The organism is Streptomyces liliiviolaceus (genome assembly GCF_018070025.1).
Classification (GTDB): domain Bacteria; phylum Actinomycetota; class Actinomycetes; order Streptomycetales; family Streptomycetaceae; genus Streptomyces; species Streptomyces liliiviolaceus.
On the sequence record NZ_JAGPYQ010000002.1, the window covers coordinates 1,183,286 to 1,196,172 of the forward strand.

Sequence of the window (12,887 nt, forward strand, 5' to 3'; positions counted from 1 at the left end):
CGGATGCAAGACGGATGCAAGTCATCGGGTGTCCGAGTGACAGCCTGAGTGACGGGGAGGCCTGCCGTGGCAGTCACCGACGAGGCGATCGAGAAGATCAAGGGAATGATCGTCTCCGGTGCGCTGCGCCCCGGCGACCGGCTGCCGAAGGAGACCGAGCTCGCCGCCGATCTGGGGCTGTCCCGCAACTCCCTGCGCGAGGCGGTGCGCGCCCTCTCCCTGATCCGCATCCTGGACGTGCGGCAGGGCGACGGCACGTACGTCACAAGCCTCGATCCGCAGCTCCTGCTGGAGGCGCTGAGTTTCGTCGTGGACTTCCACCGCGACGACACGGTCCTGGAGTTCCTCGCGGTACGCCGCATCCTGGAGCCGGCCGCGACGGCGATGGCGGCGCAGCGGATCAGCGAGCAGCAGTTGGACGCGCTGACCGCGCAGTTGGACGCTCTGGGTTCCGGGCCCTCGGTGGAGGAACTGGTGGCCTGCGACCTGGAGTTCCACCGGGGCATCGTGCAGAGCTCGGGCAACTCCGTGCTCTGCTCCCTCCTCGACGGTCTCTCGGGACCCACCACCCGGGCCCGGATCTGGCGGGGCCTGACCCAGGAGGACGCGGTCAGCCGCACCCTGCACGAACACCGCGCGATCCTCGGCGCCCTGCGCGACCGGGACGCGGAGGCGGCCCGCTCGTGGGCGACCGTGCACATCGCGAGCGTGGAGCAGTGGCTGCGCTCGACGCTGTGAGGGATGCCGCGAGGATCCCGACAGCTCGGATGACCGTGGGGTGTTCGGAGGCGTTGAACGGGGCAGTGATCCGGCACTCCCCCATGCGAGGGGGCTGCGGACGCCCTGTGTGCAAGCCGTAAGGTTGGGGCGTACGTGAGGGTACGTCGGAAGGAGGCGCTGAGTGATCGAGCTCGACGGGGTTCCCGAGCTGGTCGACCCGGTCATGGTGGCCGCGTTCGAGGGCTGGAACGACGCCGGCGACGCCGCCTCCACCGCGGTCGCGCATCTGGACAGCGAGTGGAAGGGCGAGGTGTTCGCGGCGCTCGACGCCGAGGACTACTACGACTTCCAGGTCAACCGGCCCACGGTGTGGCTGGACGGCGGGGTACGCAAGATCACGTGGCCGACGACAAGGTTGTCAGTGGTCCGGGTGGGCGGCGACAAACCGCGGGACCTGGTGCTGGTGCGGGGCATCGAACCGTCCATGCGCTGGCGCTCCTTCTGCAACGAGCTGCTCGGCTTCGCCCATGAGCTGGGCGTGGAGCTGGTGGTGATCCTCGGCGCACTGCTGGGTGACACCCCGCACACGCGTCCGGTGCCGGTCAGCGGGGTCACCTCCGACCCGGACCTGGCCCGCACGATGGATCTGGAGGAGACCAAGTACGAGGGCCCCACGGGCATCGTCGGCATCCTCCAGGAGGCGTGCACGCACGCGGGTGTACCGGCGGTGTCGCTGTGGGCGGCCGTGCCGCACTACGTGTCGCAGCCCCCGAACCCGAAGGCGACGCTGGCCCTGCTGAACCGCCTGGAGGACCTGATCGACCTGCGGATCCCGCTGGGCGAGCTGCCCGAGGACGCCCGGGCCTGGCAGGTGGGCGTGGACCAGCTGGCCGCGGAGGACAGCGAGGTCGCGGAGTACGTGCAGACGCTGGAGGAGGCCCGGGACACCGCCGAGCTGCCGGAGGCGTCGGGCGAGGCGATCGCCCGTGAGTTCGAGCGCTATCTGCGCAGACGGGACGGGAGCGGGCCGGGCGCGGCGCCGGGCAGCCATGCCACGGAGAGCGGCGACCCCGGCACGTACCTCCGGGACACCCCGGGCGGCCGTCCGAAGCCGCTCCGCCCGCAGCGGCCGGAGACGACCGAGGACACTCCCGGCTCCGACTCCGACGGGGAGGCGCCGGGCACCACGGGCTCCGGGGACTCGAAGGAGCCGCCGGAGTCGTCGGAGGACTGACCGGACGAGCCGACGCGAACGAAAGGGCGGTGCGCTGCGGGCGCACCGCCCTTTCGCACGCCGGGCGCCGGGCGCCGGGCGCTGCACGTCGGGCGTCGGGCGGCGGGTGCCGGGCGTCAGGCGTCAGGGTTCAGGCGTCACACCTGGGACACCGCCACCGCGTCGTAGTCCGTGTCCGGCGTCGGTTCGACGTCGAAGCGTGCGTTCGGGAGGTACAGGCGGTCGCCCCACGCGGCGGCCGTGGTCGGGATGCGGAAGCGCGGGTCGGTGATCCGGGTGAGGGCCCTCCCCTTCGTCCCGGCGGCGTTCAGCCGGAACACGTCGATGGCGTTCTGCTGCTGCTGAACGACGTACAGGGTCCTGCCGAGGAGCAACAGGCCGTCCCCGTTGGGCAGCAGGGCGCCGCCGAGGTCGACGGCGCTCGCGGCTCCGGTGGCCGGGTCCACCCGCATGAGCGTGCCGCCGCCGACGAAGACGTTCACGACCATGAGCGCGCCGCCGTCCGGGGTGCGCTCGATGCCGTTGGCGGTGAAGTCCGGGCCCTGCTGCCAGTCGCCGCTCAGCGGCACGGTGGTGACCGCTCCGGGCCGCCCGTGCCCGTCGAGGGCCAGCCGGTAGAGCCGGGGCGCGAACGAGTCGGTGAACCAGGCCGCGCGCGGGGTGAGGATCACGTCGTTCACGAACGAGCCGCCGACGGCGTACGTCCTCTCGATCCTGCCCGTGCGGGAGTCGACGGTCCGCAGATCGCCGCCGGCCCCGCCGCTGACGAACAGCCGGCCGTGCCCGTCGATCTTCAGGCCCACGCTGGGGTGTCCGGCGCCGGGGCCCCGGCTGATGACGGAGCCCCGCCCGGTGGCGAGGCTCGCGCGGTAGAGGGAGCCGTCGGCGAGCGATCCGAAGTACGCGTACGGGGCCGAGCCGATGGCGATGCCCTCCGGCTGGAAGCCGGCCGGCAGCGGAAAGCGATCGGGCCAGGCCTTCTCCCGCCTTTCGGCCGCGTGCGCCGTGCCGCCCAGGAGTGTCGCGCCGCCGACGGCGGCGGCCGTGGTGAGGAGTCTTCGACGTGCGAAGGAACGGTCTGCGAGTGCCACGGTGCGTCCTTCCACGAGGGGGCCGACGCGCTGTCGGCCCTGCGGTCAACAGACGCTGTCACCCCATCACATGACATCCGTCTCCGCAGCCTTTGGCCGGATTGTGGCGTGACATCGGTTTCCAGACGAATTGCACACGTTACCCAATTCAACTTGTTGTCAAACGCAGTTGGCGAACTCGGGGGTGGACGAGTCGGCCCGGGAGGAGCAGGGTGTGCCCGGAGGACACAACCGGAGGAAACAGCACCGAAACAGTTCGCCCGCGAACGACGGGGCGGACCACAAGGCGAACGACAACTGGACGGCGACACCGACCACTTGAGCACCTGCACGGACCGAAGGGAGCGGCACGCGATGACCGACCAGGTACAGCCGGAGCAGGGCCCGGGAGCGTCCGGACCGGGGCCCGACGGAGCGGGATTCAACTACCGGGGAGCCGAGCAGGAGCTGATCGTCGTCGCTCGGCCCGAGCCCCGACTGCGCGCCGGGGCCCAGGGGGTCCGTTCGGCGGCCGGCGCCGATGTGTCGGCACTCACCATGTTCCTCAGTGACGAACAGCTCGCCCTTGAGCCGCTGTTCGGCAGCGAGGAGCGGCTCCGGTCGGCGGCCCCGCCACCGGCCGACGGCGCCGAGACACTGCCCGACCTCGGCCTGTTCTACCGGGTACGGGGCGGCGAGGAACGGGCCCAGGAACTGCGTTCACGGATCGCCGCGCTGCCGGAGATCGCCACGGCGTACGTGAAACCGGCCGCCGTACCGGCCTCCGTGGGCTCCGTCGGCCAGAGCGCCGACGAGACCAGGCGCCACAAGGAGGGCGCCCCCGTCACACCCGACTTCACCAGCCGTCAGGGCTATCTGCGCCCCGCACCCGAGGGCGTGGACGCGTACTGGGCCTGGCAGCGGCCCGGCGGGTCCGGCCAGGGCGTCACCGTGATCGACGTGGAGGGAGCCTGGCAGCTGGGCCACGAGGACCTCGCGGCGAAGCTCGCGGGCGTCGTCGTGGGCACCCCGATCCAGGACCTGGCCTGGCGCAATCACGGGACCGCCGTGATCGGGGTGATCGGCGGCGACCGCAACGAGTACGGGATCACCGGCATCGCGCCGGACAGCGTGACCGCGGCCGCCTCCTTCCACGGCATCGGCACGGCGGCGGCGATCCACGCGGCGGCCGACCGGCTCGGCCCCGGCGACATCATCCTGATCGAACTGCACCGCCCGGGACCGCGGTTCGACTACCAGCAGCGCGACGACCAGCGCGGTTACACCCCCGTCGAGTGGTGGCCCGACGACTTCGCGGCCATCCGGTACGCGACCGCCCGCGGCATCATCGTGGTGGAGGCCGCCGGCAACGGCGGCGAGTCGCTGGACGACGCCGTGTACGAACGCCGCCCCGACGAATTCCCCGAGTGGTGGCGCAACCCCTTCAACCCGTCCCACCAGTCCTCCGGCGCGATCCTGGTCGGCGCGGGCGCCCCGCCGCCCGGCACCCACGGCCGCGACCACGGCCCGGACCGCTCGCGACTGGCGTTCTCCAACTACGGGGCGCGGGTGGACGCGCAGGGGTGGGGCCGCGAGGTCACCACGACCGGCGGCTTCTGGGACCGGCCCGGCGATCTGCAGGGCGGCGCCGAGGAGATCGCCTGGTTCACGGACACCTTCTCCGGGACGTCCTCCGCCTCCCCGGTGGTGGTCGGCGCCCTGGCCGCGCTGCAGGGCATGCTCAGGGCGGCCGGTCAGGAGTCGATGACCCCGGAGAAGGCGCGCAAGGTGCTGCGGGCGACCGGGTCCCCGCAGCAGGACGCGCCGGGCCGGCCCGCGTCGCAGCGGATCGGCAGCCGGCCGGACATCAAGGCGGCGGTGGCCCATCTGCTGCCGGGGGCGGTCGGTTCGGGCCAGGCCGAACGGTACTGGGACGAACTGGTGCCCTATCCGCGTGAACTCCCGCCCAGGCTCCGGCTCTACGTGGCCGGCGGCTGGCGGAGCCTGCACAACCCGTCTCCCGAGATCCGCCAGTCGGTGCAGGCCGCCTTCGCCGGTGGCAGGCCCGACGTACGGGTCTGGTTCTCGGACGACGAGATCGTCGGCCTGGTCGTCACGGGCTGACCCGACCGACCGGCCATCGGGCCACGTCCGATGAGCGGTCTCCACGACCCACCATCACCCAGCAACGCCCAACCATCGCCCAACCATTGAGGGAAGGTGGCACCCGCATGAGCACCACCCCGCAGATGAGCCAGCAGGGCCAACAGGGACAGCAGGGCTACGGCCAGCAGGGGTTCGGCCAGCAGGGCCAGCAGCAGGGCCCGAGCACGGCTCCCCCGCAGCAGGGACAGCAGCAGGGCTACGGCCAGCAGCAGTTCGGGCCCCAGCAGTTCGGCCAGCAGCAGCCGTTCGGGCAGCAGCAGGGCTACGGGCAGCAGCAGCCGTTCGGCCAGCAGCAGGGGTACGGGCAGCAGCAGCCCTTCGGCCAGCAGGGCATGGGCCAACAGGGCATGGGCCAGCAGGTTCCCCAGCATCTGCAGCAGCAGCTCCAGCAGCTGGGCCAGCAGCAGCCGTTCCAGCAGCTGCTCCAGCAACTCGGCGGGCAGCAGCAGCAACAGCAGGGCCAGCCGCTGGTCATGCGCAGCGCCGTCGAGGCCGCCGCGCTGACGAGCGGTGTCGCCGAGCACTTCTGGGACGTCGTCACCCCGCTGCCGGGCCAGCCGTCGATCCTCTACCTGTACATCAACCAGGCCTGGCGTCCGCTGGTCAACCCGAACCAGGTGACGCACGACGAGGTCCAGGAGGCCTTCGCCTTCGGCCAGCAGGTCATCGGGATCTACGACTCCTCGACGAACACCATCCAGGCCGTGATCGTGAACAAGTAGCGGCCTGACGGACGGACCACCGCACGCCTGACGCGCGGTGGAGCGCACAGAGGGCGCCGGACGGGCGAGGACCCGTCCGGCGCCCGGCGTCGTGCGCGACAGGGCCTAGAGGGCCACACCCATCAGGGCGTCCACGGCGCGGGAGACGACGCCGGGGGCGCCCTCGTCCGTACCGCCGCGCTCCTCCTGGAGGGCGGCCCAGCGGTCGACGGCCGCGAGGGCCGAGGGCGCGTCCAGGTCGTTCGCGAGGGCCTCGCGGATCTCGTCGACGAGCGCCTCGGCCGGCGGTCCGTCGGGCCGCGACACGGCGGCCCGCCAGCGCTCCAGGCGCGCGACGGCGTCCCGCAGCACCTGGTCGGTCCACTCCCAGTCGGCCCGGTAGTGGTGCGAGAGCAGGGCGAGCCGGATGGCCGCCGGGTCGACGCCCTCGCGGCGGAGCGTGGACACGAAGACGAGGTTGCCCTTGGACTTGGACATCTTCTCGCCGTCGAGCGCGACCATGCCGGCGTGCACGTACGCCTTGGCCATGGGGAACTCGCCGGTCAGTGCCTGTGCGTGGGAGGCGCCCATCTCGTGGTGCGGGAAGGCGAGGTCGGAGCCGCCGCCCTGGACGTCGAAGCCCATTCCCAGGTGGTCGAGCGCGATCGCGACGCACTCGATGTGCCAGCCGGGCCGTCCCTGCCCGAGCGAACCGCCGTCCCAGCTGGGCTCGCCCTCGCGGGCCGCCATCCACAGCATCGGGTCGAGCGGGTTCTTCTTGCCCGGACGGTCCGGGTCGCCGCCGCGCTCGGCGGACAGCAGCCGCATGGCCGCCGCGTCGAGGTTGGCCACCCCGCCGAAGTGCGGATCGGCCTCCACGGAGAAGTAGACGTCACCTTCCAGTTCGTAGGCGGCACCGGAGTCCCGCAGCCGTTCGACCAGCGGGACGATCCCGGGTATGGCCTCGACCGCGCCGACGTAGTGCCTCGGGGGCAGCATCCGCAGGGCGGTCATGTCCTCGCGGAAGAGGGTCGTCTCCTGCTCGGCGAGGGAGACCCAGTCGACGTTGTCCCGCGCGGCGCGCTCCAGCAGAGGGTCGTCGACGTCCGTCACGTTCTGGACGTAGTGAACCTGCCGCTTGGTGTCGAGCCACACGCGCTGTACGAGGTCGAACGCGTTGTAGGTCGCCGCGTGACCGATGTGGGTCGCGTCGTACGGAGTGATGCCGCAGACATAGATACGGGCGACGGGACCGGGGTCGAGGGTCACAGGACCACCGGTCGCGGTGTCGTGGATCCTGAGGTCGCGGCCCTTGCCGGGCAGGGCGGGGACCTCGGAAGCGGGCCAGGCATGCATACCTTGAGCCTAACCGGACGGATGTTCCGTATACGAACCGGACCAGGGCAGATGGCCGGACAGGCGTTCTTGCGCGTGGCCTCGAAGTGTGCGTCCGGGCTATACGGGTGGCCAAGGGATCGCGGGCCACTCCCCCGAGGGCCCGGGATGCCGTCCGGAGGCGAGCAGATCGGCCACACGGGCGCGTGTGGCGTCCAGTTCCGCCTCGGTGATCAGTTCCCCCAGCCGTACGCCCAGCGGCCCTCCCAGGGCGTCCCTGAGCCGTTCCAGGGCCTCGACGGCCTCAGGGGTGAGCTTCTCCCCCGCCCAGCCCCACAACAGCGTCCGCAGCTTGTTCTCGGCGTTGAACGTCACGCCGTGGTCGATTCCGTACAGCCGTCCCCCGGAGGTGGGCAGCAGATGCCCGCCCTTGCGGTCCGCGTTGTTGATCACCGCGTCGAGGACGGCGAGCCGGCGCAGCCGTTCGTCGTCGGCGTGCACGAGCAGGGCGGTGCGCCCCTCGCCGACCTCGGCGAGGCCGATGGCCTTCCAGCCCTCACCGGGCTCCTCGGCGTCGACGAGCGCGAGCAGCCCGGCGCCTCCCTCGATGACCTGGCCTGCGTCGCCGTGGCCGTCCTCCGGTTCGTCGTCCGGCGGCTCGATCCACAGCTGGCACATGCCCCGGCCGTACGGTCCTTCGCGCAGCACGGTGGTCGGGACGAGCCCCCAGCCGGTGGCCTCGGACACCTCGTAGGCCGCGACCTCACGCTGGGCGAGGGTGCCGTCGGGGAAGTCCCACAGCGGGCGCTCGCCGGCGACCGGCTTGTAGACGCAGGTCGCCTCGCGTCCCTCGTACGACACGTCGCACAGCAGTACCGCGTTCGAGGCCTCCCGGATGCGGCCGCGGACGGTCAGCTCGCCCTCGGTGAGCAGTTCGGCCGTGGTCACGCCTCGCGACGGTATCCGTTCTGGCGCGGACATACGTGTCCTTCCGGGTCGAGCGGGAGACTGCACAGCGGGCAGGGCGGCCGGCCCGCGTTGACGACTTCGAGGGCGCGCTTGGCGAAGGCGCGGGCCTGTGCGCCGGTGAGGCGCACGCGCAGCATCGGCGGCCCGTTCTCCTCGTCCTGGAGCAGTTCCTCCTCGGCAGCGGCCAGGTCCTCCTCGGAGTCGGCGTCCAGCTCCACGAGCGCCTGGGCCTCGACGATCATGCGCTGCTCGTCGCCGTCCCAGGCGAGGGCCATGGTGCCGACCCGGAACTCCTCCTCGACGGGCGTGTCGAGCGGGGCGGTGTCGGAGACCGCCGTCGGGGGCAGCACGGGGACGGGGGCGATGCCGCCGGTGCGCCGTACGACCTCGTCGAGAAGCTCGTCCATTCGTTCGGCGAGCGCCGCGACCTGCGTCTTCTCCAGGGCGACACTGGTCACCCGGGGGCCGGAGGAGGCCTGCAGGAAGAAGGTACGGCGCCCTGGCAGCCCGACCGTACCGGCTACGAAACGGTCCGGCGGGTCGTAGAGGAACACCTGACGGGACACGTCCTGTCTCCATTGGATCGATCGACTGCTTCTGCCGTCACTTGCGTCTGCCGCGGACAACTGCCGCGCTGCTTCGACCGCATCACCCTACTGCGGCCGACGATCACGGTGCGCCCGCACCGCCCCCGACCGCGGCGTCGCCGCCGGACGGCTCCTCGCGCGGCGCGAGGGAGGCGAGATCGCCGGTGTCCCCGAGCCGTAGGAGAAATGGCCGCAGTCGTGTGTAACGGATCGCGGTGATGGAACACGGTTCTACGGAGATCCGCTGGAAGAGGTCCAGATGAAGACCGAGTGCGTCGGCCACGAGCGACTTGATGATGTCGCCGTGCGAGCACATGAGATAGACGGCGTCGCCGCCGTGATCGCGCTCCACGCGCGCGTTCCACTCCCGTACCGCCGCGGCGGCGCGGGTCTGCATCGCGCGCATGGACTCACCGCCGGGGAACGCGGCGGCGGAGGGGTGTGCCTGGACGACCTCCATCAGCGGCTCGCCCGACAGCTCGGCGAGTTTGCGGCCGGACCAGTCTCCGTAGTGGCACTCCCCGATGCGGTCGTCGGAGTGGGCCGTCAGGGCGGGACGGGCGTCGAGGAGCGGCTGGATCGTCTCCTGGCAGCGCTGGAGGGGGCTGCTGACTATTTCGGCGAGCGGGATGTCCGCGAGGCGCCCGGGCAGGGCCGCCGCCTGCGCGCTGCCGCGCTCGTCGAGGGCGACGCCGGGTGTCCATCCGGCGAGGAGTCCCGCGGTGTTGGCGGTGGAGCGTCCGTGCCGGACAAGGATCAAGGTGGGCATGCGGCCCAGCGTAGGCGCCCCACCGGGTGCGCCGGAGAACCAGCGACAGGAGAATTCGCTCTGTGATCGTGGACTGCGCCATCTACCGGGACGGGCACCGGACGGAGGGCCCGGAGGACCTGTCCGACGCGCTGGCCGCGGCACGTGCCTACGGGAACGCCTTCGTGTGGATAGGGCTGCACGAGCCGACGGAGCGGGAGTTCGGTCTCGTCACGGACGAGTTCGGGCTGCACGAGCTGGCCGTCGAGGACGCCCTCAAGGCGCATCAGCGGCCCAAGCTGGAGGTCTACGACGACTCGCTGTTCGCGGTCCTCAAGCCGGTGACGTACGAGCCGGACAGCGACGCCGTGTCGTCCGGCGAGCTGATGATCTTCCTGGGCGACTGCTTCGTGGTGACCGTGCGGCACGGCGAGGGCTCGCCCCTGAAGTCGGTGCGCGGCCGGCTGGAGAAGGACCCGGAGATGTTGCGCCTCGGTCCGACGGCGGTGCTGTACGCGATCGCCGACGCCACCGTCGACCACTACCTGGAGGTGGCGACCGAGCTGCAGACCGACCTGGAGGAGCTGGAGGCGGAGGTGTTCTCGCCGGACGACGGCGGTTCCCGGCACACCGCGTCCCGGATCTACACCTTCAAGCGGCAGATCCAGGAGTTCCGCCGGGCCACCGGGCCGCTGTCGGTGCCACTGAACCGTCTGGCGGGCGCCGGGGTGGTCGGCCCCGCGGTGCCGTTCGTCGACGACAAGGCGCACCCGTTCTTCCGGGACGTCAACGACCACCTGACCCGGGTCAACGAGTCGGTGGAGTCCCTGGACCGGCTGGTCTCGGACGTCCTGTCGGCGCATCTGGCGCAGATGAGCGTGCGGCAGAACGACGACATGCGGAAGATCTCCTCGTGGGCGGCCATGGCCGCGGTCCCCACGATGATCGCGGGGATCTACGGCATGAACTTCGAGCACATGCCGGAGCTGCGCTGGCTCTGGGCCTACCCGGCGGTGATCGCGATCATGGTGGTCCTGGAGGTGCTGCTGTTCCGGCTCTTCAAGCGGCGGGGGTGGCTGTAGCGGGTCGCGGCCGGGCCCGGACGGGCTCCACGCGCGCGTGACGCGTACGAGGCGCCACGCGCGCGTGGTGGACGCCTGCGGTGGACGGCGGCGGGCCTTGAGCGGTGGGCGGGAGGGCGGTCAGGCGTATCCGGATGCCGCCGTCGCCGGGCCACCCAGGGCGTCGCGCCGCTCCGGCATCGTCAGGGAGACCATCCGCCGCCAGCCGGCCGCCCGCTCGTACGCGTACATGGCGCGGATGCCCGTGGTGAGCAGCGCCGCCTTGGGCCGGGACCAGCCGAGGATGCGTCCCATGCGGGCCATCACGGCGAGGCTGACGTCGCGGTAGACACGGGCCTCGGCCAGCGCGCACTCGCGCAGTGTCCGCTGGATGGTCCGGCCGTGACCGGCCCGGGCGAAGCGCAGCAGTTCCTCGTGGCAGTACGCGAGGTGGTTGTCCTCGTCGTCGGAGATCATCCGTACGGCCTTGCCGATCTCGGGATGGTCCCCGAAGTCCTTGCGGAGCATCACCATCTGGTCCGCGGCCCGCTGTTCCGTGACCCTGCTGTGGGACAGGTAGGTGACGATGTCCTGCACGGTGAGGGGTTCGTCGCGCTTGAGCTTGTCGTGCGTGAGGCCGATGCCGTTCTTCTCCAGGAGCATCGTGTAGTCGGTCTCGGGCGGGATCTCCACCGGCGTCAGACCGCGCTTCTTCATGAGGGCGTTGAAGATCCGGCCGTGCTTGTCCTCGTCCGCACCGTGCCGGGTGATCTTGGGTGCGAGCGCGCGCTCGGCCTCCGGTACGAGGGCCGCGATCCGCGCGTTCTCCCAGCCGCCCTGTGTCTCCCCGCTGGCGGCGATGGAGCAGAAGAGCCGGAAGGACTCGTCGTTGTCGATGATCTCCTGGAAGAGACTCTTGGCCGAAAGCATGACTGCCACCTCCACGCGCGACTCCCGCCTCCTGCGGGAGTCCGCAAAGAACGAGTCAAATGGGCAGCCAGGGGTGCGGCAACATCTGTGTCGGACAAATCCGCTGAACGGTGGACGCGCAGGGAATGCCGGGCGCGTAACCGAGCGGGCCGTCGCGCGTTGTTCTCCGTGACGGCCGTGGCGGGGAAGACCCCCCGAGCCCCCACCACGGCCGCAGAACTCTCCCGTCCCGCGCGGCTCCCGCGTCCCGCCGGGCGCGGTTACGCGACCCCGGCCCGCTCGGCGGCGTCGGTGCCGGCCCGCAGCGCGGCGATCCGCTCGTCCAGGGTGAAGCCCGCCGGGGCCAGCGTGAGCGTGGTGACACCCGCGGCCGCGTAGGCCTTCATCCGGTCCGCGATGCGGTCCACGGAACCGAGCAGCGTGGTCTGGTCGATGAGCTGGTGCGGGATGGCGGCCGCCGCGCCCTCCTTGTCGCCGGACAGGTACTTGTCCTGGATCTCGGCGGCCTCCTGCTCGTACCCCATGCGCTGGGCAAGCTGGTTGTAGAAGTTCTGCTTGCGGCTGCCCATGCCGCCCACGTAGAGCGCGGTGTACGGACGGAACATGTCGGCCAGTGCCGCCACGTCCTTGTCCTCGCCGAGCGCGAGCGGCACGGTCGGACAGACGTCGAAGCCGTCCATGGTCAGACCGGCCTTCTCGCGGCCCGCGCGCAGGTGCTTGATCGCGGTGTCCTCCAGATGGTCGGCGGACGGGAAGATCAGCAGGGCGCCGTCGGCGATCTCGCCGGTCTGCTCCAGGTTCTTCGGGCCGATCGCGGCGATGTAGAGCGGGATGTGCTCGCGCTCCGGGTGCACGGTCAGCTTGAGCGGCTTGCCCGGGCCGCCCGGCAGCGGCAGGGTCCAGTGCGCACCCTCGTACGACAGGCGCTCGCGGGTCATCGCCTTGCGCACGATCTCGACGTACTCACGGGTGCGGGCCAGCGGCTTGTCGAACTTGACGCCGTACCAGCCCTCGGACACCTGTGGTCCGGAGACGCCGAGGCCGAGGCGGAAACGGCCGCCGGAGAGCGAGTCCAGGGTGGCCGCGGTCATCGCGGTCATCGCGGGCTGGCGGGCCGGGATCTGGAAGATGGCCGACCCGACGTCCATCCGCTCGGTCTGGGCGGCGACCCAGCTCAGCACGGTGGCCGCGTCCGATCCGTACGCCTCGGCGGCCCAGCAGACCGCGTACCCGAGGCGGTCGGCCTCCTTGGCCACGGCGAGGTTGTCCGCGTCCATTCCGGCACCCCAGTAGCCGAGGTTGATCCCGAGCTGCATGGCCGATTCCCCTTACTGATCAGTAACGTCCCTTGTCCGGCACCCTAGCG

General features: G+C 71.4%; 12 protein-coding genes. 5 read left to right on the top strand and 7 right to left on the bottom strand.

The window, feature by feature from the left end; translation table 11 throughout:
• Positions 1 to 66 precede the first annotated feature (66 nt).
• On the top strand, positions 67 to 738 hold the full coding sequence (locus J8N05_RS40590) for a FadR/GntR family transcriptional regulator (RefSeq protein WP_210892114.1): 672 nt from the start codon (positions 67 to 69) through the stop codon (positions 736 to 738).
• 163 nt (positions 739 to 901) lie between these two features.
• Positions 902 to 1,954 carry a PAC2 family protein gene (locus J8N05_RS40595; protein ID WP_210892116.1) on the top strand — a complete coding sequence of 351 codons (1,053 nt, stop codon included), beginning with the start codon at positions 902 to 904 and terminating at the stop codon, positions 1,952 to 1,954.
• 137 nt (positions 1,955 to 2,091) lie between these two features.
• Here the strand turns inward: J8N05_RS40595 and J8N05_RS40600 are convergent, their stop codons facing one another.
• Complete coding sequence (locus tag J8N05_RS40600; RefSeq protein WP_210892118.1) at positions 2,092 to 3,045, bottom strand: NHL repeat-containing protein; 954 nt, start codon at positions 3,043 to 3,045, stop codon at positions 2,092 to 2,094.
• Between the two features lie 354 nt (positions 3,046 to 3,399).
• On the opposite strand from J8N05_RS40600, the gene J8N05_RS40605 reads away from it, so the two are divergent.
• A complete protein-coding gene (locus J8N05_RS40605; protein ID WP_210892120.1) occupies positions 3,400 to 5,148 on the top strand; it encodes a S8 family peptidase in 1,749 nt (582 codons plus the stop codon).
• 107 nt (positions 5,149 to 5,255) lie between these two features.
• Positions 5,256 to 5,912: a hypothetical protein gene (locus J8N05_RS40610; RefSeq protein WP_210892122.1), complete on the top strand. Its 657-nt coding sequence runs from the start codon at positions 5,256 to 5,258 to the stop codon at positions 5,910 to 5,912.
• Positions 5,913 to 6,017: 105 nt separating this feature from the next.
• Here the strand turns inward: J8N05_RS40610 and mshC are convergent, their stop codons facing one another.
• From mshC to J8N05_RS40630, 4 genes are all read right to left on the bottom strand, one after another.
• On the bottom strand, positions 6,018 to 7,247 hold the full coding sequence (mshC, locus tag J8N05_RS40615; protein ID WP_210892124.1) for a cysteine--1-D-myo-inosityl 2-amino-2-deoxy-alpha-D-glucopyranoside ligase: 1,230 nt from the start codon (positions 7,245 to 7,247) through the stop codon (positions 6,018 to 6,020).
• Between the two features lie 99 nt (positions 7,248 to 7,346).
• Complete coding sequence (locus J8N05_RS40620; protein ID WP_210892126.1) at positions 7,347 to 8,207, bottom strand: SCO1664 family protein; 861 nt, start codon at positions 8,205 to 8,207, stop codon at positions 7,347 to 7,349.
• A complete protein-coding gene (locus J8N05_RS40625) occupies positions 8,171 to 8,761 on the bottom strand; it encodes a DUF3090 domain-containing protein (RefSeq protein WP_210892128.1) in 591 nt (196 codons plus the stop codon). Before J8N05_RS40625 ends, J8N05_RS40620 begins: the two co-directional genes overlap by 37 nt.
• Before the next feature lie 103 nt (positions 8,762 to 8,864).
• On the bottom strand, positions 8,865 to 9,551 hold the full coding sequence (locus J8N05_RS40630) for a histidine phosphatase family protein (RefSeq protein WP_210892130.1): 687 nt from the start codon (positions 9,549 to 9,551) through the stop codon (positions 8,865 to 8,867).
• Positions 9,552 to 9,613: 62 nt separating this feature from the next.
• Between J8N05_RS40630 and corA the strand changes: the two genes are divergently transcribed.
• The gene (gene corA, locus J8N05_RS40635; protein ID WP_210892132.1) at positions 9,614 to 10,612 is read left to right on the top strand and encodes a magnesium/cobalt transporter CorA; all 999 of its coding nucleotides are present in this window, start codon (positions 9,614 to 9,616) and stop codon (positions 10,610 to 10,612) included.
• A 120-nt stretch (positions 10,613 to 10,732) separates the two neighbouring features.
• On the opposite strand, the gene J8N05_RS40640 is transcribed toward corA, so the two are convergent.
• Positions 10,733 to 11,521 (bottom strand): ferritin-like domain-containing protein, encoded by a 789-nt coding sequence (locus J8N05_RS40640; RefSeq protein WP_210892134.1) that lies wholly within the window; start codon positions 11,519 to 11,521, stop codon positions 10,733 to 10,735.
• Positions 11,522 to 11,781: 260 nt separating this feature from the next.
• Complete coding sequence (locus tag J8N05_RS40645; protein WP_210892136.1) at positions 11,782 to 12,837, bottom strand: LLM class F420-dependent oxidoreductase; 1,056 nt, start codon at positions 12,835 to 12,837, stop codon at positions 11,782 to 11,784.
• Positions 12,838 to 12,887: the final 50 nt, after the last annotated feature.